Here is a 26,064-nt window from a genome sequence, read left to right as displayed (position 1 = left end):
GGCGCCGGGCTGCGATCGGGGGTTAACGAGATGGGCGCCATGTGATGGCGCCCATGGTCATGATCGGGTCAAGCCGCGAGGGCCGGACGGCTCAGAAGGGGATTTCGTCGTCGAAATCGCGCGAGGGGGCGCCGCCGCCGCCGCCGCCCGAGCGCCCGCCATCGTCCGGCCCGCCGTAATCGCGGTCGCCGCCATAGCCGCCACCGCCGCCGGAGGAATAGCCGCCGCCGCCACTGGCACCGCCGCCTTCGCCGCGCCCGTCGAGCATGGTCAGCGTGGACGTGTAGGGCCGCAGCACGACTTCGGTCGAATAGCGGTCCTGACCGGATTGATCCTGCCATTTGCGCGTCTCGAGCTGGCCCTCGATATACACTTTCGAGCCCTTCTTGAGATATTGCTCGGCCACGCGCGCCAGCGGCTCGGAGAAGATGGCGACGGAATGCCACTCGGTCTTCTCGCGCCGCTCGCCCGTGTTCTTGTCCTTCCAGGTCTCGGAGGTGGCGATGCGCAGGTTGCACACCTTGCCGCCGTTCTGGAACGTGCGCACCTCGGGATCGCGGCCCAGATTGCCGATGATGATGACTTTGTTAACCGACCCGGCCATGCGTGCGTCCTCCTGATGGGGCTTTGAATTTGACTCCGTGTTACATCATCAGATCAGGGTTAACGCCAGCCTAAAATATGAGGGCAGGGCCGCCGCCCGCACCCGCCGGACGAGGCCCGATGCGCGTCAGGCTGGAATTGCGCGTCAGAATCGGGTAACCCATCTGCGACCGGCACGGCAAAGAGAGATCGCATGAAGACTTTCCTTGGAACGGCACTGGCCATTTTCTCGATCGCACAGATGGCCGCGCCCGCCGCGTCGGCCCAGACGATCTCCACCAAAAGCCGCAGCACCCTTTTCGCGTCGCAGACCAGCGTGCTCGATACCCGCGCGGCCTCGCAATACAAGGCGTCGGTGCGGCTTCAGCCGAACCGGATCGAGACGCCCACGAAATGGGGTACCGTCAAGGCCTATACCGGCAAGTACCGTGGCGAGTTCCTCGTCATGGCCAAGGAGGCTGCGCGCAAGCATGCGGTGCCCGAGGATCTCTTTTTGCGGCTCGTGCAACAGGAAAGCGGCTGGAAGCCCACGGCGCTCAGCCACAAGGGCGCGATCGGTCTTGCGCAGCTGATGCCCGGCACGGCGAAGATCCTGCGGGTCGATCCGCATGATCCGCGTCAGAACCTCGAAGGCGGCGCGCGCTATCTCGCCATGCAGTACCGCGAATTCGGCTCGTGGCGGCTGGCGCTCGCGGCCTATAACGCGGGTCCTGGCGCGGTGAAAAAATACGGCGACGTGCCGCCCTACAAGGAAACCACCAATTACGTGCGCGTGATCCTGGGAAGCTGATCGGCCCCGGACACGGCCTTGCGCGCGCGGCGGCGCAGCTCGGAAGGGCTGAGCTTCGTGTGATGCGCGATGAAGCGCGAGAAATAGGCCGCGCTGCCGAAGCCGAGCTGCGCCGCGACATGGCGCACGGCATCATCCCCGTCCTCGAGCATCTCGCGCGCGCGGTGCAGCACCCGCTGCACCAGCAGATCGGCGGCGGTGAGCCCGCAAGCCGCCTTGCAGCTTCGCGTCAGATGCGTCGGCGTCACGCCCAGATCGCGGGCATAGGCCGCCATCGGCTGGCCGGTCGCGAAATCCTGTTCGACCAGCGCGGCATAGGCCGTGGTCAGGCGCTGCGCCGCGGTCGGGCGCGGGGGCGCCTCCTGCTCGATCAACGCGCGCCGCAGCCAGACCGTCACCATGATGGCGAGCGCGTGGCGCGCCTCGCCCGCGAAGGGGCGCCCGGCGCTGCTCTCGCGCGTCATGGCATCGAGCAGCGCGGTCAACTCGCCCTGGCTCTGGCCGTCGCGGATGCGCAGAAGCTCGGGCGTGTCGGGCATGAGGGCCGGCCCGCCGGGCGCGATGAGGCATACCTGTCCATAACAGGCCGGGTTGACCTCGAGCGAGAACAGCGTGCCCGCCGGGATCGCCAGGGCGTTATGCGCGCCGATCCCGCGCCGCAGACCGCCGAGATTGGCCCGCGTCTGCCCGCGCGTGACCCAGATGAGCGCATGACGCGGCTGGCTATGCGGCAGCCCGAGGCGCCAGGGCGCGCCGCGCGACCATTGCGCGAAGGTCAGGATTTGCGGGGCATCGGTCATGATGGGGCCTGGCCGGATCGAAACGTGCAAGTTCGAGCGGCATATCGAGCCGCCTGCGCTGCAAATGATCGTTAATTGTAAATCGGGCGATTTGAAGGCCTAATTTCCGGGCAAGGCGAGATGCCGCCACTCCTTCATGCGGGCGCGGAACCATGTGCGCTGCCTCTTGGCGAATTGGCGGGTGGCGATCGTCGCGGCTTCGGCGGCCTTGTCCAGCGGCATCTCTCCGCGCAGATAGGCCGCGAGTTCGGGCGCGCCGATGGCCTTGGCGGCCTGCCGCTCGGGGGGCAGGTGCAGGTTGGCGCGCACCTCGTCCAGCGCGCCGGTGGCGATCATCATGTCCATGCGCCGCGCGATGCGCTCGTTGAGCCAGTCGCGCCCGGCATCGAGAAGGAGCGCATGGCATCGATCCAAGGGCAGCAGGGGAGCGGGTGTCGCGTCCTGCCACCGCGCGAGGCCCGTGCCCGTCGCGCGCTGCACCTCCCACGCGCGCTGCACGCGCCTCGGGTTGCGCAGATCGACGCGCGCCGCCGTCTCGGGATCGAGCGCGCCGATCATCTCACCCAGCGCGCCGCCTTCGCGCAATGCATCGGCCTCGGCCCTGACCTCGGCGGGGGTCGGCGGGATCTCGGCCAGCCCTTCGGTGAGAGCGGTGAGGTAAAGCCCCGTGCCGCCCACGATGATCGGGCGCGCGCCGCCATTCAGCAGCGGCGCGACGTCCCGGAGCCATGCGCCGACGGAATAGTCGTCCTTTTGCGCCACATGCCCGTAGAGCCTGTGCGGCGCGCGGGCCTCGTCTTCGGGCGAGGGGCGCGCGGTCAGAACGCGCCAGCCGGCGAAGACTTGCATGGAATCGGCATTGACGATGGCGCCGCCGAAGCGCTCGGCGATCTCGAGCGCGAGCGCCGACTTGCCCGAGGCGGTCGGCCCGGCGATGAGGACTGGGGCGTCCCGCGATATGTCGAGATCGTGCAGCATGTCCGCCCTTTACCGCAGCGCCGCCGCTCTGGCGAGAGTTCCGCGCGCTTTATGCGATTGAACATCGCCGCCATTTGCGACATTTTGCGCGCCAGACAGCCAAACAGCCAGGACGGAGCCTTCCCATGCCCGAGAGCGACACCCCCAAGACGACCTTTCGGCGCGTGATGCTGAAAATCTCGGGGGAGGCGCTGATGGGCGATACGGCATATGGCCTGCACCCGCCCACGGTCGAGCGCATCGCGCGAGAGGTGAAGGTGGTGCACGATCTCGGCGTCGAGATCTGCATGGTGATCGGCGGCGGCAACATCTTTCGCGGGCTGCAAGGCTCGGCGCAGGGGATGGAGCGCACGACCGCGGATTACATGGGCATGCTCGCCACCGTGATGAACGCGCTCGCGATGCAGAGCGCGCTGGAAAAGCTGGGCGTCTTCTGCCGCGTCATCAGCGCCATCCGCATGGACGAGGTGGCCGAGCCCTATATCCGCCGCCGCGCCGTGCGCCATCTCGAGAAGAAGCGCGTCTGCATCTTCGCCGCCGGCACGGGCAACCCCTATTTCACGACCGACACCGCCGCGACGCTGCGCGCCAACGAGATGGCCTGCGAGGCGATCCTCAAGGGCACGAAAGTGGACGGGGTCTATGACAAGGATCCGGCCAAGCACGCGGATGCCGTGCGCTATGACCGCATCAGCTATGACGATGTGCTGCAAAAGCACCTGAAGGTGATGGACGCGAGCGCCATCGCGCTCGCGCGCGACAACAACCTGCCCATCGTCGTGTTCTCGCTGGACGAGCCCGGGGGCTTCAAGGGCATACTCGCGGGCGAGGGCACCTACACCACCGTTCACGCCTGAGGCCGGAGGCGCGCGCCGCGCCGCCCCGCCTGACCGACTGCAAGAGGAAGACAGCACCATGGCCGAAGATTTCGAAATCGACACCGGAGACCTGGAAAGGCGCATGGAAGGGGCCATCACGTCCCTTCGGACCGAATTCGCGTCCCTGCGCACAGGGCGCGCCAGTGCCTCGCTGCTCGAGCCGGTCATGGTCGAAGCCTACGGCCAGATGACGCCAATCAACCAGGTCGGCACCGTCAACGTGCCCGAGCCGCGCATGGTCACGATCAACGTCTGGGACAAGGGCCTCGTCAACAAGGTCGAGAAGGCCATCCGCCAGTCGGGTCTCGGGATCAATCCGCAGATGAACGGCACCATCATCATGCTGCCCATCCCCGAACTCAACGAGGAGCGCCGCCGCGATCTGACCAAGGTCGCCTCGACCTATGCCGAAAACGCCCGCGTCGCCGTGCGCAACGTGCGCCGCGACGGGATGGACCAGATCAAGAAGGCCAAGGCCGACGGCATGTCCGAGGACGACCAGAAATTCTGGGAGACCGAGGTGCAGGAGCTGACCAACCGCTATATCGGGCGCGTGGACGAGGCGCTCGAGACCAAGCAGGCGGAGATCATGCAGGTCTGATGTTCGGGCGTCAGGGCAGCCAAGAGGGCCGCGGCGATGCCGCGCCCGCCATGCCCGGGAACGGCCGAGGGCCGGGGCCGCGCCATGTCGCCGTCATCATGGACGGCAACGGACGCTGGGCGCAGGCGCGTGGCCGCCCGCGTCTTTTCGGCCATCACGCCGGCGCGCGGCGCGTGCGCGAGATCGTCAGTGCCTGCCCCGCGCTCGGCGTCGAATATCTGACCGTCTTCGCCTTCTCGACCGAGAACTGGAAACGCACCCAGACCGAGGTCGCGGGGCTGATGAACCTCTTTCGCCGCTACATCACCAAGGAGGCGCGCGCGCTGCGCGACGAGGGAGTGCGCGTGCGCTTCATCGGGGATCGCCCGCGGCTCGACGCCAAGCTGATCGAGCTCATGGACAATCTGGAGGCGCTGACCGCGCACAACACACGCATACACCTGACCATCGCGCTGAACTACGGCAGCCGCGACGAGGTGAGCCGCGCGATCAAGGAACTCGCGGGCGACGTCGCCGCAGGGACGCTCAGCCCCGATGACGTGACCGAGCAGACGCTCGCGCGCTATCTCGACACGCGCGTTTTGCCCGACCCCGATCTGGTGATCCGCACATCGGGCGAGGCGCGCATCTCGAACTTCCTGCTGTGGCAATCGGCCTATGCGGAATACGAATTCGTGGATACGCTCTGGCCCGATTTCACGAGCGAAATCTTCGCCGGCATCGTCAAGGCATATTGCGGGCGCGACCGGCGTTTCGGAGGAGCCAAGCCATGAGCAAGGACCGTTGGGGCGATCTGAACGTGCGCCTCATCTCGGCGGCCGTGATGATCGCCATCGGCCTGATCGAGCTGTGGCTGGGCGGCGCGCCCTTCATGGTGGCGGTCTGGGTGCTGGGCGGCGCCATGATCTGGGAGCTTGCGCGGATGCTGGGCGGGCGCGCCTGGGCGCCGGGCATGGGCATCGTCGCGGGCATCTCTCTGGCGCTGGCGTGGCTCGTGCCTGCCTGGATCGCATTGCCGGGCCTCATCGCGCTCGCCGTCTTCGGCGCGTGGCAGATCCCGGAGCGCCGCGTCCTCTTCGCGAGCTTCGCGGCGGCGACGCTGCTGGCCTGCCACGCGGCGGTGCTCATCCGCATCGAGGCGGGCATGGGCTGGCTCTTGTGGGTCGTTTGCGTCGTGGTCGCGACCGATGTCGCGGGCTACATGGCGGGACGCGCCCTTGGCGGGCCGAAATTCTGGCCGGCGATCAGCCCCAAGAAGACATGGAGCGGCACCGTCGCCGGATGGCTTGCCGCGGGCATCACGGGCCTCGTCTTCGGATTCATCCTCGGGGTCGGCGCGCAGCTCATGCTCGTGTCGATCGTTCTGTCGGTCGCGGGGCAGGCGGGCGATGTGTGGGAGAGCTGGATCAAGCGGCGGGTCGGCGTCAAGGACAGCTCGAGCCTCATTCCCGGACATGGCGGCGTGCTCGACCGCTTCGACGCCATGCTGGGCGCGACGCTGCTGACCGGGGCGCTCTGGCTCTTCGGGCTGTTGCCGGGGATGGCATGAGGCGGATCAGCATTCTCGGCGCGACCGGCTCGATCGGGCAGAACACTCTCGATCTGATCCGCCGGGCGCCGGGGGAGTTCGAGGTCGTCGCGCTGACGGGCGGGCGGAACATCGCGCAGCTTGCCGCCGACGCGCGAGAGATGCGCGCCGAAATCGCCGTGACGGCCGATCCCGCGCGGCTCGGCGAGCTGCGCAGCGCCCTTGCGGGAAGCGACGTGCGCGCGGCTGCGGGCGAGGCGGCGCTGATCGAGGCGGCGCGCCTGCCCGCCGACTGGATCATGTCGGCCATCGTGGGCGCCGCGGGCCTTGCGCCGGGCATGGCGGCGCTCGAGCAGGGCACGACGCTCGCGCTCGCCAACAAGGAATCGCTCGTCGCCGCAGGGCCGCTCATGCTCGAGACGGCCGCGCGGCACGGCGCGCGTATCCTGCCCGTCGACAGCGAGCATTCGGCGATCTTCCAGGCGCTCGTGGGCGAGGATGCCTCGGCGATCGACCGCGTGGTCATCACCGCCTCGGGCGGCGCCTTCCGCGACCGTCCGCTGAGCGATCTGGCGCATGTGACCGTGGCCGAGGCCTCGCGCCATCCCAATTGGGACATGGGCCAGCGCATCACCATCGACAGCGCGTCTATGTTCAACAAGGCGCTCGAGATCATCGAGGCCAAGGAATTCTTCGGGCTGGAGCCGGCGCAGATCGAGGTGCTGGTGCATCCGCAATCGACGGTGCATGCGCTGGTCGGCTTCGTCGACGGGGCCATGATGGCGCATGTCGGCCCGCCCGACATGCGGCACGCGATCGGCTATGCGCTCAACTGGCCCGAGCGGCGGGCGCTGCCGGTCGAGCGGCTCGACCTCGCGGCGCTCGGACGGCTCGATTTCTCGCATCCCGATCCCGCGCGCTATCCGGCGCTCGGCCTCGCACGGCAGGTCATGGCGGCGGGCGGTCATGCGGGCGCGGTCTTCAACGCGGCCAAGGAGCGCGCGCTCGATCATTTCATCGCCGGTCGGGCCGGATTCGCGCAGATGAGCGATCTTGTCGCCCGCGCGCTCGAGGAAATGGACAAGCGCGCCGATAGCGGTCCGATCTCGCTTGAAAGCGTGGCGCGTTGGGACCACCTTACACGGCAACATGTAGACAGGCTCATCGCCGCCTGAGTGACGCGCGGCATGCGCCTTGCCCTCGCTCAGCGGCAGAACAGGATCGTTCTTGGATATCACGGCATTCATCCCGCAATTCGGCAGCTTCATCGGCATGATCGCGGCCTTCATAGTGGCGCTGTCGGTCATCGTGGCGATCCATGAATATGGCCATTACATCGTCGGGCGCTGGTCGGGCATCAAAGCCGAGGTCTTTTCGCTGGGCTTCGGCCCGGTCCTCTTCTCGCGTATGGACAAGCACGGCACGCGCTGGCAGGTCGCTGCGCTGCCGTTCGGCGGATACGTCAAGTTTCTGGGTGATGCCGATGCCGCCAGCGGCAAGGACGCCGCCGCGATGGACGCGACCCCGCCTGAGCGGCTGCGCCAGACGATGCATGGCGCGCCCCTCTGGGCGCGCACGGCGACGGTGGCGGCGGGGCCGATCTTCAATTTCGTGCTCTCCATCCTGATCTTCGCCGGCGTCATGATGGTGCAGGGCAAGATGGCGGACCCTTTGCAGATCGGCGCGCTGAAGCCCGTTCCGGCGCAGGGGATCGAATTGCAGCCGGGCGACGAGATCCTGAACGTCGCGGGCGCGGATGTGCCGGGCTACGACGAGCAGGGCAGTTTCGACGCCTTCTCGGACGCGCTGCCCGACGCGCAGGTGATGGAGTACCGCGTGCGCCGGAACGGCAGCGAGATCACAGTGCGCGGCCCGCACCCGCTGCCGCCCATCGTCACGGCGCTCGCGCCGCAATCCGCGGCCTTCAGCGCGGGGATGGAGGCCGGAGACGTCATCACGGCGGTCAACGGCGAGCCGATTTCGTCCTTCACGCAGCTCAAGGAGATCGTCGAGGGCTCGAACGGCGCGCCGCTTGCGCTCGATGTCTGGCGCGAGGGCGAGACGCTCGATCTGACGTTGACGCCGCGCCGGACGGATGAGCCGCAGCAGGAGGGCGGCTTCGCCACCGCGTGGCGCATCGGCATCGCGGGGGGCTGGGCCTTCGAGCCGGGCACCGAGCGGATGGGCGCGCTCGACGCGCTCTCTTCGGGGGTCGAGCGCACCTACGGCGTCGCCGCCTCGTCGCTGTCGGGCCTCTATCACATGGTCACCGGCGCGATCAGCAGCTGCAACATGTCGGGGCCCATCGGCATCGCGCAGACATCGGGCGCGATGGCGAGCCAGGGCGTCGACGACTTCATCTGGTTCATCGCGGTGCTCTCCACCGCCGTGGGCCTTCTGAACCTCTTCCCGATCCCGGTTCTCGACGGCGGCCATTTGGTGTTCTACGCCTACGAGGCGGTGGCCGGCAAACCGCCGAGCGACGGCGCGCTGCGCGTGATGATGAGCATCGGCCTCACGCTGATCCTCGGCCTCATGCTCTTCGCGCTCTTCAACGATATCCTCTGCCCCTGACCATTTGGGGCAGGGCGGATCGGGCGGAATGCCTTTGTTTCGCCATGATCCCGCCCCGCGTTCCGCCGCAATCTTTCGACATAAACGAAGAAAGGCGGCGCCATTTCTGCATCTCGCAGACTGGGCCGCGCGCGTTTGAATGAGGATGCGGGACATGCAGAACATGATCGGCCACAAGGGTCTCGAGACCTTCATCGCCCTGAATTTCGACCGGTTCATGATGCCGGGCGCGATCCTTGCCGCGCTTTTCGCGGCCTCCTATCTCGGCTCCCTCTAAGACACGCCCATCACCGATGCTCTGCCGCCTGCCGCCGCCCCGGCAACGGGCGGCATTGGCGTTTTGACAAGCCACCCCCGACCCGTTACTGACTTTGTCACTGGGGTATTTGACTGGGTGGTAACATGAATTCGTCGATCTTCCTGCGCGGGCCGCGCGGCCTCACCGTCCTCGTGCAAAAGGCTATTTTGGCATCGGTCACAGCACCCCGGATGGCTGGAAGTATCGCCTCCATCACCCTGATCGCATTCACTTTTCTTCTGATGCCGGCCAAGGCCGACGCGCAGTCCTACCGCTTCACCAATGTCGCCATCGAAGGCAACCAGCGCATCGAGTCGGGCACGATCCTCAACTTCGCGGGAATCGCCCGCGGCGAGACGATTTCGGCGGGCCAGCTCAACGAGGCCTATCAGCGCATCCTCGGCAGCGGTCTCTTCGAGGAAGTGTCGATCAACCCGCGCGGCAATACGCTCGAGATCCGCGTGGTCGAATATCCGACGATCAGCAAGATCGCCTTCGAGGGCAACACGCGCATCAAGGACGAGGATCTCGTCGGCCAGATCGAGAGCGCGTCCCGCCAGGTCTACAATCCCACCAAGGTCGAGCGTGACGCGGCCACCATCGTGGACGCCTACGCCCAGAGCGGGCGCAGCGCCGCGCGGGTCACTCCCAAGGTCATCCGCCGCAGCGACAACCGCGTCGATCTCGTCTTCGAGATCTTCGAAGGCCAGAAGATCGAGGTCCAGCGTCTCAGCTTCGTCGGGAACCGCGCCTTTTCCGACCGCCGCCTACGCCGCGTCGTGGACAGCAAGCAGGCCGGTCTCTTCCGCGCGATCATCAACCGTGACACCTTCGTCCAGGACCGGATCGAGTTCGACAAGCAGCTTCTGGCGGATTTCTATGCCGCGCGCGGCTATGTCGATTTCCGCGTGACCGGCACCAATGCCGAGCTCGCGCGCGAGCGCGACACCTATTTCGTGACCTTCAACATCGAGGAAGGCCAGCAATTCACGTTCGGCGACATCACCGTCGTGAGCGAGCTGCCTGAGGCGGATGCGGCCGAATATCAGGACGCGCTCAGGGTCAAGCCGGGCCAGATCTACACCCCGACGCAGGTCGAGAATTCCATCGCCCGGATGGAGCGTCTCGGCGTGCGCAACGGCGTCGATTTCATGCGCGTCGAGCCGCGCATCACCCGCAATGACCGCGAGCTGACGCTCGACGTCGAATTCGCGCTGGTGCGCGGCCCGCGCATCTTCGTCGAGCGGATCGACATTGAAGGCAACACCACCACGCTCGACCGCGTGATCCGGCGCCAGTTCGATACGGTGGAGGGCGATCCCTTCAATCCGCGCGAGATCCGCGAAGCCGCCGAGCGCATCCGCGCGCTCGACTATTTCGAGACGGCGGATGTCGATGCGCGCGAAGGCTCGACGCCCGATCAGGTGGTCGTGGACGTCGATGTCGAAGAAAAGAGCACCGGCTCGCTCTCGTTCGGTGCGTCCTACTCGACCAGCAGCGGCATCGGCTTCTCCATCGGCTTCTCCGAGCGCAACTTCCTCGGCCGCGGTCAGCGCCTGTCGGCGCAGGTCTCGGCCAGCTCCGACACGGCGAATTATCGCATCAATTTCGTCGAGCCTGCATTCCTCGGCCGCGACGTGGCGTTCGGCCTCGATTTCGGGCTTGTCGAGACGACCGACGATTTCTCGTTCTACGACACGACGCTCGGCACGTTCCGCCCCAGCCTGACCTTCCCGGTCAGCGAGAACGGGCGCCTGTCGCTGCTCTACAGCGCCGCCTACAAGGACATGAGCAACTACACCGGCACAAGCGGCATCCTCGCGCGCGAGGTTGCGCGCGGCGACGAGTTCGCGAGCGGTGTGGGCTATGAGTACACCTATGACACGCGCCGGACCGGCCTCAACCCGAACGCGGGCGTGCTGCTGGCCTTCGGGCAGGAGTTCTACGGCCTCGGCGGCGATCAGGAATACATCAAGACCTCGGCCCGCGCGATCGCGCAGACCAAGGTCTTCAACGAGGAGCTGACGCTGCGCGCCACGCTCGAGGGCGGCGCGCTCAACTTCTCCGGCGAGGACAGCCGCGCGGTGGACCGGTATTCGGGCCAGATCATCCGCGGCTTCGAGCCGAACGGCATCGGCCCGACCGAGTCGCTCGAGCAGCTTGGCGGCAACTATTTCGCCTCCTTGAAATTCGACGCGGAATTCCCGCTCGGCCTGCCCGAGGAATACGGCATCACCGGCGGCGCCTTCTACGATATTGGCGCGCTCTGGGACGTGGACACGGCCGGCGCGACCGGCCCCGTCGCCTCGACCGGGTTCAAGCCGCGCCAAGCGGTCGGCGTGTCGCTCATCTGGCAGTCGCCCTTCGGCCCGCTGCGCTTCAACTTCTCGCACGCGCTCGAGAAAGAGCCGGGCGACAAGACGCAGGCCTTCGATCTGTCGGTCGTCACGCGCTTCTGATGCGGATGCGGGGCTGGCGACATCTGGGCGCCGCCGCGTTCTGCGCGGGCTTCGCGGTGACTGGCGCGCCTCTCTTGGCGCAGATGACCGCGCAGGATGTCGGCACTGTCCAGAGCGAAATCCTCGTGCTCGATCCCGACCGGCTCTTCGCCGAGACGCTGGTGGGCCAGCGCCTGACGGACCAGTACCAGGCCGAGCGCGACGCGCTGATCGCCAATAATCGCGAACTGGAGGCGGAGCTCCGCGCCGAGGAGCAGGCGCTCACCGAAGCGCGCAAGACGATGACCCCGCAAGCCTTCCGCGCCGAGGCGGATGCCTTCGACGAGCGTGTGCGGTCGATCCGGGCCGAAAACGACCGCCGCGCGCGCGATCTCGAGCGGGGACGCGAATTGGCGCCGCTGACGCTCATGCGGATGGCCGAGCCGATCCTCGTCCAGTTGATGCGCGACACAGGCGGCAAGATCATCCTCGACAACCGGCAGGTGCTCTTGCGGGCCGATGTGATCGACATCACCAGCCTCGCGGTCGCGCGGATCGACGCGCAGATCGGCGACGGCTCGGGTGTGGAGCCGGGGGCGGAGGCCGCGCCCGAGGAGGGCGCCGAGGCGCCCGAGGACACCCCTGACGCCGACGCCGCGCCCAAGCCCGCCGAGTAACGGCGCGCGCCTTGCTCCGATGGGGCCAAGTTGCTAAAGCACTCCCCAGACGCCCTACAGGACGCGCCCGGAGAGGCGCTTGAGAGGACAGAGATGACCCAGCCGCTCGCCACCGCCGACATTCATATGATCCAGCGGCTGATCCCGCATCGCTACCCGTTCCTGCTGATCGACAAGGTGCGCGATATCGACGGCTACCAGTCGGCCGTGGGCATCAAGAACGTCACGATGAACGAGCCGCATTTCCAGGGCCATTTCCCGTCCAAGCCGATCATGCCGGGCGTGACCATCGTCGAGGCGATGGCCCAGACGGCGGCGGTCATGGTGGGCACCGCGCTCGAGATGCAGGACAAAGACATGCTCGTCTATTTCATGGCCATCGAGAAGGCCAAGTTCCGCCGGATGGTCGTGCCGGGCGATGTTCTCGAGATGCGCCTCACCACGCTGCGCGGCAAGCCGGGAGGCAAGGTCTGGCGCTTTGCCGGTGAGGCGACGGTTGAGGGCGAGATGGCCTGCGAGGCCGAGTTCACCGCGATGATGGATCTCGGCGCGAAATGAGCGACAGCACCATTCATCCGAGCGCGGTGATCGAGCCGGGGGCGCAGATCGGCGCAGGCTGCACGATCGGCCCGTTCTGCCATGTCGGCCCCGATGTCGTGCTGGGCGAAGGCTCGGTTCTCAAGAGCCATGTCGTGCTCACGGGCGATACGGTGATCGGCCCGAAGGCCACGATCTATTCCTTCGCCTGCGTGGGCGAGGTGCCGCAGGATCTCAAGTTCCAGGGCGAGCGCACACGGCTCGAAATCGGCGCGCGTGCCCGCATCCGCGAGCATGTGACGATCAACACCGGCACCGCGGGCGGCGGCGCGCTGACCCGGATCGGCGATGATTGCCTGCTCATGGCGGGCTGTCATATCGCGCATGACGTCCATGTGGGCGACCGGGTGATCGTGGTGAACAATGCCGCGCTGGCGGGCCATTGCGTGCTCGAGGATGACGTGATCATCGGCGGCCTCTCGGGCGTGCACCAATTCGTGCGCATCGGGCGCGGCGCGATCATCGGCGCCGTGACAATGGTCACGAACGACGTCATTCCCTTCGGTCTCGTACAGGCGCCGCGCGGCGTGCTGGACGGGCTGAACCTCGTCGGGCTCAAGCGGCGCGGCGTCGGGCGCGCGGATATCACCGCGCTGCGCGCCGCCTTCCAGATGCTCGCGCAGGGCGAGGGCACGTTTCAAGAGCGCGCGCGCCGCATGGGCGCCGAGTCCGATAGCGAATATGTCGCGCAGATCGTCGAATTCGTAACGGGTGCGAGTGATCGCTCCTTTCTCACGCCGGGGCAGGGCTGAGCCGCGTGGCGGGGCGCCTCGCCATTCTGGCCTGCGGCGGCGCCTTGCCCGTCATGCTGGCCCGCGCGCATCCCGAGGCGCTCCATTTCACGCTGCGCGGCGTGCCGAGCGAGCTTGCGGCGAGCGCGCAGGAATTCCCATTGGAGAGGATCGGCGCGCTGTTCGCCGCGATGAAGGAGGCCGGCGTCTCGCGCATGGTTTTCGCCGGATCGCTGGTGCGCCCCACGCTTGATCCTTCGGCCTTCGATGCCGAGATGGCGCGGCTCGCGCCCGGCCTCATCGCCGCCATCGGGCAGGGGGACGACGCGCTCTTGCGCTTCGTGATCGGCATGTTCGAGGAGCAGGGCTTCGCCGTTCTGGGTGCGCACGACCTGCTGCCGGGCCTCACGGTCGAGGAGGGGCTGCGCGTCGGGCCGGAGCCGTCCGAGACCGATCTGAAGGACGCGGCGCGCGCGGCGCATATACTCGGTGAAATCTCGCCTCTCGATATCGGGCAGGGCTGCGCCGTCGCGGGCGGGCAGTGCCTCGGCATCGAGACCGTGCAAGGCACCGACGCGCTCTTGCGCTATGTCGCGCAGACGCCCGCCGCGCTTCGGCGCGGACAGCGCGGTGTCTATGTGAAAGCACCGAAGCGCGGGCAAGACCTGCGCATCGACATGCCGACGGTCGGCCCCTCCACGATGGACGGCGTCGCGGATGCGGGCCTCGCGGGGCTGGTGCTGGCGGCGGGCCATGTCGTCATCCTCGACCGCGGGGCAGCCTTGGCGCGCGCGGAGGAGCGCGGAATTTTCTTGATTTCCCAGGCGCTTGCATGAAGTTCTTCATCCTCGCCGGTGAAGCGTCGGGCGATCGGCTCGGCGCGGCGCTTATGGCCGGGCTGCGCCAGCTCGCGGATGTGGAATTCGTCGGCGTCGGTGGCCCGCTCATGCAGGCCGAAGGGCTTGAGAGCCTTTTTCCGATGGACGAGTTGAGCGTGATGGGCATCGTCGAGGTGCTGCCGAAATATCGCCACCTCAAGCGCCGTATCCGCGAGACCGCCGAAGCGGCGCTCGCCAGCGGGGCCGATGTGCTCATCACCATCGACAGCCCCGATTTCTCGCTGCGGGTCGCGGGGCTCGTGAAGGCGCGCAAGGACATGCGCACCGTTCACTACGTCGCGCCTTCGGTCTGGGCCTGGCGGGCGGGACGCGCGGCCAAGATGTCGAAGGTGATCGACCATGTGCTCGCCCTTCTGCCCTTCGAGCCGCCCTATATGGAGGCCGCCGGGATGGAGTGCGATTTCGTCGGCCATCCGGTCGTCTCCGAGCCGCGCGCCAGTGCCGAAGACGTCGCCGCGTTCCGTACGCGGCACGGTCTCGGCGACGCACCCGCGCTTCTGGTGCTGCCCGGCTCGCGCCGGGGCGAGGTGGGGCGCCTAGGGCCGATTTTCGGCAAGGCGCTCGCGCCCGTGCTGGCCAAGCGTCCCGAGATGCGGCTGATTGTGCCGACGACCGCGCATGTCGCACCGCTGCTGCGCGAGGTGGTCAAGGACTGGCCGGCTGAGCCTCTGATCCTCGATCCAGCGAACATGAAGAGCGCGGATTACAAGATTGAGAAGGCTTGCGCTTTCGGCGCAGCCACGGGCGCGCTCGCCGCATCGGGCACCGTCTCGCTCGAGCTTGCGGCCAGCGCGACGCCGATGGTGATCGCCTATGACGTGAGCTGGATCAGCCGCCTGATCATCGCGATGATGCTGCGCATCGACACGCTCACGCTCGTCAATCTCGTGAGCGAGACGCGGGCGATCCCCGAATGCAACGGCAAGCATTGCAACCCGCCCGAGATCGCGGCGGCGCTGGAGAAGATGCTGACGGCGCCCGGCGCGCAGCTTGCGGCGATGGATCTGACGATGGAACGTCTGGGGCGGGGCGGCGAGGCGCCGGGCCTTCGCGCTGCGCGTGCCGTTCTGGCCGGAATGGGCCGTCAGTAGCCGCGCCAGATCCAGCCGCCACCGAGAATGCGGCTGCCGCCCGTCTCGTAGAAGACGCAGGCCTGACCGGGCGAGACACCTTCCTCGGGCGTGAGCAATTCCACCTCCGCGCTCGTCGCCGAGAGGGGGCGGATCACCGCCTCGCGCGGGGCGCGGGTGGAGCGCACCTTGACCGAGACGTGCCATTCGTCCTGCAACATGAAATCCGCATCGCCCAGCCAGTTGATCTCGCGCACCGGCACGATCGCGGTGCTCAGCATCTCCTTGGGGCCGACGATCACGCGCCGCGCCTCCACGTCGAGCTTCACCACGTATAGCGGCGTCTCGAGCCCGCCGATGCCAAGGCCGCGCCGCTGGCCGACCGTGTAATGGAGCACGCCCTCGTGCCGGCCGAGCACATTGCCCTCGATGTCCACGATCTCGCCCGGCTCCGCGGCGCCGGGGCGCAGCTTCTCGATCACCGAGGCGTAATTGCCGTTCGGCACGAAGCAGATGTCCTGGCTGTCGGGCTTGTCGGCGACGCTCAGCCCGTATTTCGCGGCGAGCGCGCGGGTGGCGTCCTTCGAGGGCAGGTGGCCGAGCGGAAAGCGCAGGTAGTCGAGCTGCTCGGGCGTGGTCGAGAAGAGGAAATAGGACTGGTCGCGATTGGCATCGGCCGCCGAGTGAAGCTCGGGGCCGTGAGCGCCCATCTTGCGCTGGATGTAATGCCCGGTCGCCATGCAGTCGGCGTCGAGATCGCGGGCCGTCTCGAGCAGATCCTTGAACTTCACCCGCTCGTTGCAGCGGATGCAGGGCACGGGCGTCGCGCCGGCGAGGTAGCTGTCGGCGAATTCGTCGATCACCGCTTCCTTGAAGACGTTCTCGTAGTCGAGAACATAATGCGGAAAGCCCATTTCCTCGGCCACGCGCCGCGCATCGTGAATGTCGAGCCCGGCGCAGCAGGCCCCCTTCTTGGCGAGCGCCGCGCCATGATCGTAAAGCTGCAGCGTCACGCCGACCACGTCATAGCCTTCCTCGGCGAGCTGCGCCGCCACGACCGAGCTGTCCACGCCGCCGGACATGGCGACGACGACGCGCGTCTCGCTCTCGGGCTTGGCGAAGCCGAGCGAGTTGAGGTGGGGAGCGGTATCGAGGGGCATGGCAGCGGCCTCCGGTTGACGATCTGACCCCCACATAGTGGCTTGGGCGCCGATATGCAAAAGCCTTTGCCGCGGCGGGCGGCAGGGCGCGCGAACCGCCGGCGCTTTAGGCAAATCCTCGGTATTTTGGAGCAGGCGTTTCAACCGGCGTTAAGGGCGCGGCGGGCAGGGTGATCCTCGCATTTCGTGAGGATGAGAAGATGTACCTGAAAAAAGTCGATGGCCCCCGCGCCGTGACGCTTCCCTGCGGGCGCACCATGACGCAGGCCGATCTGCCGCCCGCCGACACGGTGCGCTGGGTCGCCTCGCGCAAGCTCGCGGTGGTGCGCGGAGTGCTCTACGGGCTGATCTCCCAGGCCGATGCGTGCCGCCGATACCAGCTCAGCGAAGAGGAGTTCGGCGAGTGGGTGCGCGCGCTCTCCGAGCATGGCGAGGGAGCATTGAAAGCCACCGCTGTAAAAAAATATAGACAACCCTGAATTGTGTTCGCTTATTGTTTATCTGCGGTAACTTGTAGTTAACCAATTTTGGTCAGATTGGACGAAAGAGATCCTGTTGCGGAGAAAAGCGAATGCGTATCCTTCTGGTCGAAGACGACCCCACCACGTCCAAGAGCATCGAATTGATGCTGACCCACGCCAATCTCAACGTCTACACGACCGAAATGGGCGAGGAGGGGATCGATCTGGCCAAGCTCTATGACTACGATCTGATCCTTCTCGATATCGGCCTGCCCGACATGACCGGGCATGACGTCCTGCGCCAATTGCGCCTCGCACGGATCGAGACGCCCATCCTGATCCTGTCGGGCGCCGACGATACCGACAGCAAGATCAAGGGCTTCGGCTTCGGCGCGGACGATTACCTGACCAAGCCTTTTCACCGCGAGGAACTGGTCGCGCGCATCCATGCCATCATCCGCCGCTCCAAGGGGCATTCGCAATCGGTGATCCGCACGGGCCTCATCAACGTTAATCTCGACGCCAAGACGGTCGATGTCGGCTCCAAGACGGTGCATCTGACGGGCAAGGAATACCAGATGCTCGAGCTTCTGAGCCTGCGCAAGGGCACGACGCTGACCAAGGAGATGTTCCTCAACCATCTTTATGGCGGCATGGACGAGCCCGAGCTCAAGATCATCGATGTCTTCATCTGCAAGCTGCGCAAGAAGCTGAGCGAGGCGACGGGCGGCGAGAGCTATATCGAGACGGTCTGGGGACGCGGCTATGTCCTGCGCGATCCCGAGCCGTCCGAGATCGGCGACAAGCGTCTCGCTATCGGCGCCTGACGCAGCGCCTGACTTTGCGCTCGAGCCACCTGCCTCCCGCGCCGTTCCCGCCTTTGCGGCGGCGCGCGGCGTAGGCCACTGGACCTCCGCCGCGCCGCGCCCTATCACAACGGGCAGGAGCGAGGCCCGGCACCCCGGGCCGTCGATTACGGGGGGCGAGAATGCAGGACGCGCGCGCTGTCGAGGATCTGACCGCCGAGGAGGCCCGTGCGGAGCTCGAGACGCTGGCTGAGCGCCTTCTGCGGGCCAATCTCGAGTATCATTCCGAAGATGCGCCCGAGCTCAGCGATGCGGACTACGACCGCCTCAAGGCCCGCAACGCCGCGATCGAGGCGCGCTTTCCCGAGCTGAAACGCGCCGACAGCCCGAGCGACATGATCGGCGCCGCGCCCTCGGGCAAATTCGGCAAGATCACCCATGCGCAGAGGATGATGTCGCTGGGCAATGCCTTCGAGGCCGAAGAGGTGGCCGAGTTCGACGAGCGGGTGCGCAAGTATCTCGGCCTCGGCGCCGACACGCCGCTGGCCTATACCGCAGAGCCGAAGATCGACGGGCTGAGCCTCTCGCTGCGCTACGAGAAGGGCGCGCTCGTGCAGGCCGCGACGCGCGGCGATGGCAGCATCGGCGAGAACGTGACCGCCAATGCGCGCACCATCGCCAGTATCCCCCAGCGCCTCGAGGGCGCGCCCGAAGTGCTCGAGGTGCGCGGCGAGGTCTATATGAGCCATGCCGATTTCGAGGCGCTGAACGCGCGCCAGGACGCCGCCGGCGGCAAGAGCTTCGCCAACCCGCGCAACGCCGCCGCCGGATCGCTGCGCCAGCTCGACGCCGAGATCACCCGCGCGCGGCCCCTCGCATTCTTCGCCTATGCCTGGGGCGAGCTTTCGGCGCCGCTCGCGGACACGCAGATGGGCGCGATCGAGCGTCTCGGAGCGCTCGGCTTCGAGACCAACCCGCTCACGCGTCTGTGCGAGGGCGTCCAGGATCTGCTGGAGCATTACGCGCGCATCGAGCAGCAGCGCGCGAGCCTCGGCTATGACATCGACGGGGTCGTCTACAAGGTGAACGATCTCGAATTCCAGCGCCGTCTCGGCTATCGCAGCACGACGCCGCGATGGGCCGTCGCGCATAAATTCCCTGCCGAGCTGGCCTGGACCCGGCTCGAGGCGATCGAGATCAACGTGGGCCGCACCGGCGCGCTCAGCCCCGTGGCCAAGCTCTCGCCCGTGACCGTCGGTGGCGTCGTGGTCAGCAATGCGACTCTGCACAATGAGGATTACATCGCCGGGCGTGGCAGCGACGGGGCCGAGATCCGCGGCGGCAAGGACATCCGTGTCGGCGACTGGGTGCAGGTCTATCGCGCGGGCGACGTGATCCCCAAGATCGCGGATGTGGACCTCTCGAAGCGTCCCGAGGATGCGGCGCCGTTCGATTTTCCCGAGACCTGCCCCGAATGCGGCTCGGACGCGATCCGCGAGGAGGGCGACGCGGTGCGCCGCTGCACCGGCGGGCTGATCTGCCCCGCGCAGGCGGTCGAGAAGCTCAAGCATTTCGTGAGCCGCGCCGCCTTCGATATCGAGGGGCTGGGCGCGCGGCAGGTCGAGATGTTCCATGCCGACGATCAGCTTCCCATCCGCACGCCGGCCGACATCTTCACGCTCGAGGCGCGCGACAAGACCAATCTGACGCGGCTCGCCAATCGTGACGGCTGGGGCGAGACGAGCGCGCGCAATCTCTTCGCCGCCATCGAGGCCGCGCGCCGCGTGCCGCTCGCGCGGCTCGTCTTCGGCCTGGGCATCCGCCATGTGGGCGAGGTGGCGGCCGCCGATCTTGCGCGTCATTACGGCAGTTGGGAGGCGCTTTGCCGCGCGGTGGACGCCGCCGGGCCCGCCGCCGCCTGCCATCTGCGTGCCGACGAGGCCGAGGCGGCCGAGCGCCGCGCCGCCGCCGAGGGGGGGCGCCGCGCCCGCATCAAGCCCGCGCGCGAGGCTGAATGGCAGGAGTGCAGCACCGAGGCGCGCGCCGCCTGGGAGGATCTCATCGGCATCGACGGGATCGGCGCCACCGTGGCCGCCGCGCTCGTCACGGGTTTCGGTCAGAGCGCCGAGCGCGCGAGCATCGACCGGCTCGCCGCCGAGCTCGAGATCGAGGACGCCGCCATCCCCGACACTGCGAACAGCCCCGTCGCGGGCAAGACCGTTGTCTTCACTGGCACGCTCGAGAAGATGACGCGCGCCGAGGCCAAGGCGCGGGCCGAGGCGCTCGGCGCGAAGGTCTCGGGCAGCGTCTCGGCCAAGACCGACATTCTCGTCGCTGGGCCGGGTGCGGGGTCGAAGGCCGACAAGGCGGCGAGCCTCGGGGTCGAGACGCTGGACGAGGACGCGTGGCTCGCGCTGATCGGCGGCGCATGAGCGGCGAGGGCGCCGATCTGCCGAAGGGCCGCCCCCCGGCGCTTTTCCCGCTTTTCGCGGAGATCGAGACGCTGCCGGGTGTCGGGCCGAAATCGGCCAAGCTCTTGGCCGCCCTGCGCATCGAGAAACCCGCCCATCTTCTCCTGACCCTGCCGCATTCGGGCATCGACCGGCGGCGCCGCGACTCCGTGCAGGGCGCCGATCTGCCGGGCCATGTCACCGTCGAGGCGCTGATCGGCCAGCATCGCCCGCCCGCGCGGCGCGGCGGCGCCTACCGCGTCACCGCCGAGGATGCGCGGACGAGCTTTCAGATCGTGTTCTTCCGCGCCCATGACGAGTATCTCCATCGCGCGCTGCCGACGGGCGCGCGGCGCATCCTCTCCGGCAAGGTCGAGCTTTTCGACGGCGTGGCGCAGATGGTGCACCCCGATTACATGCTGCCCCCCGAAGAGGCGGACGAGATCCCGGAATTCGAGCCTGTCTATCCGCTGACCGCAGGCCTCACGCAGGGCGTGATGCGCAAGGCCGCGCTTGCCGCGCTCGAGCGGGCGCCTGAGCTTGCCGAGTGGATCGATCCCGCGCAGAAGGCCCGCGAGGGATGGCCCGACTGGCACGAGGCGCTGCGCGCGGCACATATGCCCACCTCCATCGGCGATCTGGGGGCGACGCATCCGGCGCGGCTCCGGCTCGCCTATGACGAGTTGATGGCGCACCAGCTGACGCTCGCGCTCGCCCGCAGCCGGTTGAAGCGCGGGAAGGGGCGCGTGACCTCGGGCACGGGACGTTTGCAGGCGCGTGTCCTGGCCGCGCTGCCCTATAGACCCACAGGCGCGCAGACGCGCGCCATCGCCGAGATCGCCGCCGACATGGGCGCGGAGCTGCGGATGAACCGCCTTCTGCAAGGCGATGTGGGCGCGGGCAAGACGCTGGTCGCGCTCAACGCGCTTCTGATCGCGGTCGAGGCGGGCGGGCAGGGGGTTATGATGGCGCCGACGGAAATCCTCGCGCGCCAGCATCTCGAAGGGTTGCGGCCCCTGGCCGAGGCGGCGGGGGTCGTGCTCGAAATCCTCACCGGCCGCGACAAGGGGGGCGAGCGGCGCGCCAAGCTGGCCGCGCTCGCGGCGGGGGATATCCAGATCCTCGTCGGCACCCATGCGGTCTTTCAGAAGGATGTCGAATTCCGCGACCTGCGCCTTGCGATCATCGACGAGCAGCACCGCTTCGGCGTGCGCCAACGGCTCGAGCTGGGGCGGAAGGGCGCGGCGGTGGATGTGCTGGTAATGACCGCAACGCCCATCCCGCGCAGCCTCAGCCTCGCGCAATACGGCGACATGGATATCAGCGTGCTCGACGAAAAGCCGCCGGGGCGCAAACCCATCGCGACCGCGCTGGTCAGCATGGCGCGCATGGGCGAGGTGGTCGAGAAACTGCGCCGCGCCATCGCCGAGGGGCGGCAGGCCTATTGGGTCTGCCCGCTGGTCGACGAGAGCGAGCTGAGCGATTTGAGCAGCGCCGAGGAGCGGTTCCGCGCCCTGCGCGCGGCCTTGGGCGAGGGGCGCGTCGGCCTCGTGCACGGCCAGATGCCGCCCGAGGAGAAGGACGCGGCCATGGCCGCCTTCCAGCGCGGCGAGACGTCGGTGCTGGTGGCGACCACGGTGATCGAGGTGGGCGTCGATGTGCCCAATGCGTCGATCATGGTGATCGAGCGCGCCGAGAGTTTCGGGCTTGCGCAGCTTCACCAGCTCCGCGGGCGGGTGGGGCGCGGCAGCGCGGCCTCGACCTGCCTTCTGATGTATCAGGCGCCGCTGAGCGAGAGCGGCGAGCGGCGTCTTGCCACGATGCGGGACACCGAGGACGGGTTTCGCATCGCGGAGGTCGATCTCGAGATGCGGGGCGCGGGGGACATGATCGGGACCGCGCAATCAGGATTGCCGCGCTTTCGGATCGCCGATCTCGAAGGGCAGGCGGCGCTCATGGCCGTGGCGCAGAGCGATGCGCGCAAGCTCCTTGCGGATGACCCCGATCTGACCAGTTCGCGAGGGCAGGCGGCGCGGGTGCTTTTGTGGCTCATGGAACGCGATCAGGCGATCCGTTTGATTTCAGTGGGTTAGGCCGAGCGTTCCAATTTGTTCTCAAATGTTCTTAAAAAGTTCTTTACTTGTGCCGGATTAAATGAGAACAAAGTGGCAACAGATCCAGATGGAGGACGCCACGATGATTGCCCAGATCAAGACAGCCGCCGCCCGCTCGCAAGACACGCTGCTCGGCGACGCGCTCGGAATGGCCTCGCTGGTCGTGCTCCTGATGGGGTGCCTCTATCTGCCCGGCCTCGTGCAGGGTTTCTGACACGACCCGTTTCTGCCTGCGATATCCTGTGCCCGAGCCGGCCGGCGCCCCTGTCCCCAATGCGGGGCGCTTGCCTGAATGACACTGCCTGTCACCCTTTCGCCGGATCCTGCCTTGTCCGCCGCGAATGCTCGGGGTCCCGCATGGGAAGACGCATCCTTCCGCCGCCATCCCATTCGGATGCGCGGCGGTTTTTTTGCCCGAAGGGGGTGGTGTCAGACGCAGGCGGTCTCGAGCGCTTCGACCGCGGCCTCGAGCGAGAGCATGATCGAGGCGTGGCGGTTCTTGTAATCCTGCGCCGGGCGCAACACTTCGAGCCCGTCGAAAGGCGCGGGCGGTGTCGGGCCGTCCTCGGTCAGCATCCGCTGGAGCGCGTCGCGCGCCTCGCGCACCTGCGCCGCGCTGCATCCGACGATCGCGCCGCCCACGACGCTGGCCGCCGCCTGCCCCAACGCGCAGGCCTTCACGTCCTGCCCGAAGGCGGTGACGGCGCCGTTCTCGCATGTCAGATCGACCGTGATCGCCGAGCCGCAGAGCGGCGCGCGCCGCTTGACAGTGGCGCCCGGGGCCTCGAGGCGGCGATGGTTCGGGATCTCCGCCGCCAGCGCGAGGATGCGCTGGGAATAGAGCTTGATCATGTCGGTCTTGGCGTTCATGGCTGGTCCTCGGGCGTTCTGCGCCTTAGATAAGACGCCCGCGCCCGGAAGCAAAAGGAAAAGCCGCATGCCCTTCGATCCCGCCAGCCTCAGCTACGACGCACGCGGTCTGATCCCCGCCATCGCGCAGGATGCGGGCACAGGCGAGGTCCTGATGATGGCGTGGATGAACGCCGAGGCGGTCGCGCGCACGCTCGAGACGGGGCGCGTGACCTATTGGTCGCGCTCGCGCCAGGCGTTCTGGATCAAGGGCGAGACATCGGGCCATGTTCAGACCCTGGTCGAGTTCCGCGTCGATTGCGACCGCGACTGCCTTCTGCTGAAGGTCGAGCAGATCGGGCCGGCCTGCCACACGAATCGGCGGAGCTGCTTCTACACGCTGGTCGAGGATGGCGCGGAACGGGTGACGATGGCGCCCGAAGTGGGCTGAGGCGACTTACGGGTTCACGGAAATGACGGCTTAGCCGAGGTGCAGCATTCGGCCGATATCGGCGGGGCTTGCGCCCTCGGCGCGGAATTTCGAGATCGCGCGCGCATCGTCGCGCTTGGCCAGCCGCTTGCCCGCCTCGTCCCGGATCAGGCGGTGATGGTGATAGACCGGTGTCGGCAGGCCGAGGAGGCGCTGGAGAATGACGTGGATCGCCGTCGCCTCGAAAAGGTCGGCGCCGCGCGTCACATGCGTGATGCCCTGCGCGGCGTCGTCCAGCACGACCGAGAGGTGATAGGAGGTGCCCATCGCGGGGCGGGCGACGACGATATCGCCGACCCTCTCGCCTACATGACGCCAATCCGTTTCGATACGGCCCGTCTCGCCCTCCGGCCCCGTGCCGGTTTCGGTGAAGACGGGCGGTGCGCCGAGCGCGGCCTCGGCCGCGCGCATGTCGAGGCGCAGGGCGGTCTCGGGGATCGGACCGCTGCGCGGCGCGGCGCAACAGGTGCCGGGATAGACGATTCCGTCCGGGCCGAGCAGCGGCGCGCCTTCCTGCGGCGCGCTCGCGGCGGCGGCGATGTCGCGCCGGGTGCAGGTGCAGGGATAGAGAAGGCCGCGCGCCCAGAGTGCCTCGAGCGCCTCGGTATAAGCCCCCATGCGGTCGGATTGGCGCAGGACCGGGCGCGGCCAGTCGAGACCGAGCCACGTGAGATCGTCTTCGATTTGCGCCTCCCATTCGGGGCGGCTGCGGGACTGGTCGATGTCTTCGATGCGCAGGAGAAAAGTGCCCTGCGCCTCGCGCGCCATGTCATGCGCGAGGATCGCCGAATAGGCATGACCAAGATGCAGTGGGCCGGTCGGAGACGGGGCGAAGCGCGTGACGATACTCATTTGAAATCAGCTTGTTCCGGGGTGAAGCTGATGCGCCGCATAAGCATCACGCGGGGCAGGCGGCGAGCCAGTCCTGCCATGCCGCTTTGGCGCGGTCTGTGTAGGCCTTGTAGCGGTCGGTGCGCCCGCGCCGCCCGCCCTTGAGGCCCTCGACCGGGCGGAAGAGACCGAAATTCACGTTCATCGGCTGGAAGGTCTTGGCCTCCGCGCCGCCGGTGATGTGATGGATGAGCGCGCCCATGGCGCTGTCCTGCGGCGGGCTGGCCATCGGCTGGCCGAGGATTTCCGAAGCGGCGAGACGCCCCGCCAGAAGGCCCATCGCGGCGGATTCGACATATCCCTCGACGCCGGTGATCTGCCCGGCGAAGCGGATATGCGGATGCCGGCGCCAGCGCATTTGGTCGTCCAGCAGCGTGGGGGAGTTGAGGAACGTGTTGCGATGGATGCCCCCGAGACGCGCGAAGCGGGCGTTCTCGAGGCCGGGGATCATCCGCAGCACCTCGGCCTGTGCGCCGTATTTCATCTTGGTCTGAAAGCCGACGATATTGTAGAGCGTTCCCAGTGCGTTATCGCGGCGAAGCTGAACCACCGCCCAAGGCTTCACATCGGGCTGGTGCGGGTTCGTCAGGCCGACGGGCTTCATCGGCCCGTGGCGCAGCGTCTCGCGGCCACGCTCGGCCATGACCTCGATGGGCAGGCAGCCGTCGAAATAGCCCGCCGTCTCGCCCTCGTGAAACTCGGTCTTGTCGGCGGCCAGCAGCGCGTCGATGAAGGCGTCATAGGTCTCGCGGTCCATCGGACAGTTGAGATAGGCGGTGCGCTCTTCTTCGGTCTCGCCCTTGTCATAGCGCGACTGCATCCAGGCGCGGGACATGTCGATGCTGTCATGGTGAACGATCGGCGCGATGGCGTCGAAGAAGGCGAGCGCATCGGCGCCCGTCTCGGCGGCGATCGCCTCGCCCAGACCGGCGGAGGTGAGCGGGCCGGTCGCGATGATCCAATGGCCGTCCTTCGGAATCTCCGTGATCTCGGCATCCTCGACGGTAATGTTCGGATGCGCGCGCAGGGCGGCGGTGACGCTGGCCGCAAAGGGATCGCGGTCCACGGCGAGCGCGCCGCCGGCGGGCAGGCGGTGCTTGTCGGCGGTCTGCATGATGAGGCCGTTCGCCGCGCGCATTTCCCAATGAAGGAGGCCCACCGCGTTCTGCTCGTCATCGTCCGAGCGGAAGGAGTTGGAGCAGACCATCTCGGCCAGATCGCCGGTGCGGTGCGCGAAGGTGGCCACCTTGGGGCGCATCTCGTGAATCACGACGCGCACGCCCATATTCGCGGCCTGCCACGCGGCTTCGGATCCGGCCATGCCGCCGCCGACGATGTTGAGAACCTCTGTCATGGGGCGGCAGATAATCCATCGCGCCCG

Annotated in this window: 27 protein-coding genes; 20 read left to right on the top strand and 7 right to left on the bottom strand. The window is 67.5% G+C overall.

Features of this window, described 5'->3' with window-relative positions; genetic code table 11:
• Window positions 1–91 precede the first annotated feature (91 nt).
• Window positions 92–604: a single-stranded DNA-binding protein gene (gene ssb / locus ACGRVM_RS03340; RefSeq protein ID WP_377168716.1), complete on the bottom strand. Its 513-nt coding sequence runs from the start codon at window positions 602–604 to the stop codon at window positions 92–94.
• A gap of 192 nt (window positions 605–796) precedes the next feature.
• Between ssb and ACGRVM_RS03335 the strand changes: the two genes are divergently transcribed.
• On the top strand, window positions 797–1,393 hold the full coding sequence (locus tag ACGRVM_RS03335) for a lytic transglycosylase domain-containing protein (protein ID WP_449619162.1): 597 nt from the start codon (window positions 797–799) through the stop codon (window positions 1,391–1,393).
• Here the strand turns inward: ACGRVM_RS03335 and ACGRVM_RS03330 are convergent.
• Entirely contained in the window at window positions 1,366–2,193 is an 828-nt protein-coding gene (locus ACGRVM_RS03330; RefSeq protein WP_377168718.1) for an AraC family transcriptional regulator, read from the bottom strand. The genes ACGRVM_RS03335 and ACGRVM_RS03330 overlap by 28 nt on opposite strands.
• Window positions 2,194–2,292: 99 nt before the next feature.
• Window positions 2,293–3,171 (bottom strand): tRNA (adenosine(37)-N6)-dimethylallyltransferase MiaA, encoded by an 879-nt coding sequence (gene miaA, locus ACGRVM_RS03325; RefSeq protein ID WP_377168720.1) that lies wholly within the window; start codon window positions 3,169–3,171, stop codon window positions 2,293–2,295.
• 125 nt (window positions 3,172–3,296) lie between these two features.
• Here miaA and pyrH point away from each other — a divergent pair, with 125 nt between their 5' ends.
• From pyrH to lpxB, 13 genes are all read left to right on the top strand, one after another.
• Entirely contained in the window at window positions 3,297–4,028 is a 732-nt protein-coding gene (gene pyrH / locus ACGRVM_RS03320) for a UMP kinase (protein ID WP_377168722.1), read from the top strand.
• A gap of 58 nt (window positions 4,029–4,086) precedes the next feature.
• On the top strand, window positions 4,087–4,650 hold the full coding sequence (gene frr, locus ACGRVM_RS03315) for a ribosome recycling factor (protein ID WP_377168724.1): 564 nt from the start codon (window positions 4,087–4,089) through the stop codon (window positions 4,648–4,650).
• 50 nt (window positions 4,651–4,700) lie between these two features.
• Window positions 4,701–5,423, top strand: a complete 723-nt coding sequence (gene uppS / locus ACGRVM_RS03310) for a polyprenyl diphosphate synthase (protein ID WP_377170007.1) — start codon at window positions 4,701–4,703, stop codon at window positions 5,421–5,423.
• Window positions 5,420–6,199, top strand: coding sequence for a phosphatidate cytidylyltransferase (locus tag ACGRVM_RS03305; RefSeq protein WP_377168726.1), 780 nt, complete (start codon window positions 5,420–5,422; stop codon window positions 6,197–6,199). Before uppS ends, ACGRVM_RS03305 begins: the two co-directional genes overlap by 4 nt.
• Complete coding sequence (gene dxr / locus ACGRVM_RS03300; RefSeq protein WP_377168728.1) at window positions 6,196–7,353, top strand: 1-deoxy-D-xylulose-5-phosphate reductoisomerase; 1,158 nt, start codon at window positions 6,196–6,198, stop codon at window positions 7,351–7,353. The genes ACGRVM_RS03305 and dxr overlap by 4 nt, the downstream gene beginning before the upstream one ends.
• A gap of 52 nt (window positions 7,354–7,405) precedes the next feature.
• Window positions 7,406–8,752, top strand: coding sequence for an RIP metalloprotease RseP (rseP, locus tag ACGRVM_RS03295; protein WP_377168730.1), 1,347 nt, complete (start codon window positions 7,406–7,408; stop codon window positions 8,750–8,752).
• A gap of 154 nt (window positions 8,753–8,906) precedes the next feature.
• Entirely contained in the window at window positions 8,907–9,029 is a 123-nt protein-coding gene (locus ACGRVM_RS03290) for a hypothetical protein (RefSeq protein WP_377168732.1), read from the top strand.
• A gap of 212 nt (window positions 9,030–9,241) precedes the next feature.
• The gene (gene bamA / locus ACGRVM_RS03285; protein ID WP_377168734.1) at window positions 9,242–11,509 is read left to right on the top strand and encodes an outer membrane protein assembly factor BamA; all 2,268 of its coding nucleotides are present in this window, start codon (window positions 9,242–9,244) and stop codon (window positions 11,507–11,509) included.
• A 5-nt stretch (window positions 11,510–11,514) separates the two neighbouring features.
• Window positions 11,515–12,165, top strand: coding sequence for an OmpH family outer membrane protein (locus ACGRVM_RS03280; RefSeq protein WP_394624017.1), 651 nt, complete (start codon window positions 11,515–11,517; stop codon window positions 12,163–12,165).
• A 93-nt stretch (window positions 12,166–12,258) separates the two neighbouring features.
• Complete coding sequence (gene fabZ / locus ACGRVM_RS03275; protein ID WP_377168738.1) at window positions 12,259–12,723, top strand: 3-hydroxyacyl-ACP dehydratase FabZ; 465 nt, start codon at window positions 12,259–12,261, stop codon at window positions 12,721–12,723.
• Complete coding sequence (lpxA, locus tag ACGRVM_RS03270) at window positions 12,720–13,514, top strand: acyl-ACP--UDP-N-acetylglucosamine O-acyltransferase (RefSeq protein ID WP_377168740.1); 795 nt, start codon at window positions 12,720–12,722, stop codon at window positions 13,512–13,514. The genes fabZ and lpxA overlap by 4 nt, the downstream gene beginning before the upstream one ends.
• Window positions 13,515–13,519: 5 nt before the next feature.
• Entirely contained in the window at window positions 13,520–14,329 is an 810-nt protein-coding gene (locus ACGRVM_RS03265; protein ID WP_377168742.1) for an LpxI family protein, read from the top strand.
• The gene (gene lpxB / locus ACGRVM_RS03260; protein WP_377168744.1) at window positions 14,326–15,483 is read left to right on the top strand and encodes a lipid-A-disaccharide synthase; all 1,158 of its coding nucleotides are present in this window, start codon (window positions 14,326–14,328) and stop codon (window positions 15,481–15,483) included. The genes ACGRVM_RS03265 and lpxB overlap by 4 nt, the downstream gene beginning before the upstream one ends.
• Here the strand turns inward: lpxB and mnmA are convergent.
• A complete protein-coding gene (gene mnmA / locus ACGRVM_RS03255) occupies window positions 15,477–16,622 on the bottom strand; it encodes a tRNA 2-thiouridine(34) synthase MnmA (protein ID WP_377168746.1) in 1,146 nt (381 codons plus the stop codon). The genes lpxB and mnmA overlap by 7 nt on opposite strands.
• A gap of 200 nt (window positions 16,623–16,822) precedes the next feature.
• Between mnmA and sciP the strand changes: the two genes are divergently transcribed.
• The 5 genes from sciP to ACGRVM_RS03230 all read left to right on the top strand — a co-directional run bounded on the left by sciP (window position 16,823) and on the right by ACGRVM_RS03230 (window position 22,667).
• The gene (gene sciP, locus ACGRVM_RS03250; protein WP_377168748.1) at window positions 16,823–17,101 is read left to right on the top strand and encodes a CtrA inhibitor SciP; all 279 of its coding nucleotides are present in this window, start codon (window positions 16,823–16,825) and stop codon (window positions 17,099–17,101) included.
• Window positions 17,102–17,193: 92 nt separating this feature from the next.
• Window positions 17,194–17,910 (top strand): response regulator transcription factor CtrA, encoded by a 717-nt coding sequence (gene ctrA, locus ACGRVM_RS03245; protein ID WP_377168750.1) that lies wholly within the window; start codon window positions 17,194–17,196, stop codon window positions 17,908–17,910.
• 161 nt (window positions 17,911–18,071) lie between these two features.
• Complete coding sequence (ligA, locus tag ACGRVM_RS03240) at window positions 18,072–20,321, top strand: NAD-dependent DNA ligase LigA (protein ID WP_377168752.1); 2,250 nt, start codon at window positions 18,072–18,074, stop codon at window positions 20,319–20,321.
• A complete protein-coding gene (gene recG / locus ACGRVM_RS03235) occupies window positions 20,318–22,432 on the top strand; it encodes an ATP-dependent DNA helicase RecG (protein ID WP_377168754.1) in 2,115 nt (704 codons plus the stop codon). The genes ligA and recG overlap by 4 nt, the downstream gene beginning before the upstream one ends.
• Window positions 22,433–22,493: 61 nt before the next feature.
• Window positions 22,494–22,667 (top strand): hypothetical protein, encoded by a 174-nt coding sequence (locus tag ACGRVM_RS03230; protein WP_377168756.1) that lies wholly within the window; start codon window positions 22,494–22,496, stop codon window positions 22,665–22,667.
• A 215-nt stretch (window positions 22,668–22,882) separates the two neighbouring features.
• Here ACGRVM_RS03230 and ACGRVM_RS03225 read toward each other — a convergent pair whose 3' ends face one another.
• The gene (locus tag ACGRVM_RS03225; protein WP_377168758.1) at window positions 22,883–23,323 is read right to left on the bottom strand and encodes an iron-sulfur cluster assembly scaffold protein; all 441 of its coding nucleotides are present in this window, start codon (window positions 23,321–23,323) and stop codon (window positions 22,883–22,885) included.
• A 67-nt stretch (window positions 23,324–23,390) separates the two neighbouring features.
• Here ACGRVM_RS03225 and hisI point away from each other — a divergent pair, with 67 nt between their 5' ends.
• Window positions 23,391–23,753 carry a phosphoribosyl-AMP cyclohydrolase gene (gene hisI / locus ACGRVM_RS03220; RefSeq protein WP_377168760.1) on the top strand — a complete coding sequence of 121 codons (363 nt, stop codon included), beginning with the start codon at window positions 23,391–23,393 and terminating at the stop codon, window positions 23,751–23,753.
• Window positions 23,754–23,783: 30 nt separating this feature from the next.
• On the opposite strand, the gene gluQRS is transcribed toward hisI, so the two are convergent.
• Both gluQRS and trmFO read right to left on the bottom strand, forming a co-directional pair.
• On the bottom strand, window positions 23,784–24,644 hold the full coding sequence (gene gluQRS / locus ACGRVM_RS03215) for a tRNA glutamyl-Q(34) synthetase GluQRS (RefSeq protein ID WP_377168762.1): 861 nt from the start codon (window positions 24,642–24,644) through the stop codon (window positions 23,784–23,786).
• Window positions 24,645–24,690: 46 nt separating this feature from the next.
• Entirely contained in the window at window positions 24,691–26,037 is a 1,347-nt protein-coding gene (gene trmFO / locus ACGRVM_RS03210; protein WP_377168764.1) for a methylenetetrahydrofolate--tRNA-(uracil(54)-C(5))-methyltransferase (FADH(2)-oxidizing) TrmFO, read from the bottom strand.
• Window positions 26,038–26,064 lie beyond the last annotated feature (27 nt).

Origin of the sequence: Roseovarius aquimarinus, from assembly GCF_043661195.1 — a bacterium.
In the GTDB taxonomy this organism is placed as follows: domain Bacteria; phylum Pseudomonadota; class Alphaproteobacteria; order Rhodobacterales; family Rhodobacteraceae; genus Roseovarius; species Roseovarius aquimarinus.
This window is presented reverse-complemented; position numbering and strand designations above follow the sequence as displayed.

What these genes read in the sequence shown, in the direction of transcription:
- ssb (WP_377168716.1), bottom strand. Translation starts at nt 604, where the DNA reads ATGGCCGGGTCGGTTAACAAAGTCATCATCATCGGCAATCTGGGCCGC.
- ACGRVM_RS03335 (WP_449619162.1), top strand. Translation starts at nt 797, where the DNA reads ATGAAGACTTTCCTTGGAACGGCACTGGCCATTTTCTCGATCGCACAG.
- ACGRVM_RS03330 (WP_377168718.1), bottom strand. Translation starts at nt 2,193, where the DNA reads ATGACCGATGCCCCGCAAATCCTGACCTTCGCGCAATGGTCGCGCGGC.
- miaA (WP_377168720.1), bottom strand. Translation starts at nt 3,171, where the DNA reads ATGCTGCACGATCTCGACATATCGCGGGACGCCCCAGTCCTCATCGCC.
- pyrH (WP_377168722.1), top strand. Translation starts at nt 3,297, where the DNA reads ATGCCCGAGAGCGACACCCCCAAGACGACCTTTCGGCGCGTGATGCTG.
- frr (WP_377168724.1), top strand. Translation starts at nt 4,087, where the DNA reads ATGGCCGAAGATTTCGAAATCGACACCGGAGACCTGGAAAGGCGCATG.
- uppS (WP_377170007.1), top strand. Translation starts at nt 4,701, where the DNA reads ATGCCCGGGAACGGCCGAGGGCCGGGGCCGCGCCATGTCGCCGTCATC.
- ACGRVM_RS03305 (WP_377168726.1), top strand. Translation starts at nt 5,420, where the DNA reads ATGAGCAAGGACCGTTGGGGCGATCTGAACGTGCGCCTCATCTCGGCG.
- dxr (WP_377168728.1), top strand. Translation starts at nt 6,196, where the DNA reads ATGAGGCGGATCAGCATTCTCGGCGCGACCGGCTCGATCGGGCAGAAC.
- ACGRVM_RS03290 (WP_377168732.1), top strand. Translation starts at nt 8,907, where the DNA reads ATGCAGAACATGATCGGCCACAAGGGTCTCGAGACCTTCATCGCCCTG.
- bamA (WP_377168734.1), top strand. Translation starts at nt 9,242, where the DNA reads ATGGCTGGAAGTATCGCCTCCATCACCCTGATCGCATTCACTTTTCTT.
- ACGRVM_RS03280 (WP_394624017.1), top strand. Translation starts at nt 11,515, where the DNA reads ATGCGGGGCTGGCGACATCTGGGCGCCGCCGCGTTCTGCGCGGGCTTC.
- fabZ (WP_377168738.1), top strand. Translation starts at nt 12,259, where the DNA reads ATGACCCAGCCGCTCGCCACCGCCGACATTCATATGATCCAGCGGCTG.
- lpxA (WP_377168740.1), top strand. Translation starts at nt 12,720, where the DNA reads ATGAGCGACAGCACCATTCATCCGAGCGCGGTGATCGAGCCGGGGGCG.
- lpxB (WP_377168744.1), top strand. Translation starts at nt 14,326, where the DNA reads ATGAAGTTCTTCATCCTCGCCGGTGAAGCGTCGGGCGATCGGCTCGGC.
- mnmA (WP_377168746.1), bottom strand. Translation starts at nt 16,622, where the DNA reads ATGCCCCTCGATACCGCTCCCCACCTCAACTCGCTCGGCTTCGCCAAG.
- sciP (WP_377168748.1), top strand. Translation starts at nt 16,823, where the DNA reads ATGTACCTGAAAAAAGTCGATGGCCCCCGCGCCGTGACGCTTCCCTGC.
- ctrA (WP_377168750.1), top strand. Translation starts at nt 17,194, where the DNA reads ATGCGTATCCTTCTGGTCGAAGACGACCCCACCACGTCCAAGAGCATC.
- ligA (WP_377168752.1), top strand. Translation starts at nt 18,072, where the DNA reads ATGCAGGACGCGCGCGCTGTCGAGGATCTGACCGCCGAGGAGGCCCGT.
- recG (WP_377168754.1), top strand. Translation starts at nt 20,318, where the DNA reads ATGAGCGGCGAGGGCGCCGATCTGCCGAAGGGCCGCCCCCCGGCGCTT.
- ACGRVM_RS03230 (WP_377168756.1), top strand. Translation starts at nt 22,494, where the DNA reads ATGAGAACAAAGTGGCAACAGATCCAGATGGAGGACGCCACGATGATT.
- ACGRVM_RS03225 (WP_377168758.1), bottom strand. Translation starts at nt 23,323, where the DNA reads ATGAACGCCAAGACCGACATGATCAAGCTCTATTCCCAGCGCATCCTC.
- hisI (WP_377168760.1), top strand. Translation starts at nt 23,391, where the DNA reads ATGCCCTTCGATCCCGCCAGCCTCAGCTACGACGCACGCGGTCTGATC.
- gluQRS (WP_377168762.1), bottom strand. Translation starts at nt 24,644, where the DNA reads ATGAGTATCGTCACGCGCTTCGCCCCGTCTCCGACCGGCCCACTGCAT.
- trmFO (WP_377168764.1), bottom strand. Translation starts at nt 26,037, where the DNA reads ATGACAGAGGTTCTCAACATCGTCGGCGGCGGCATGGCCGGATCCGAA.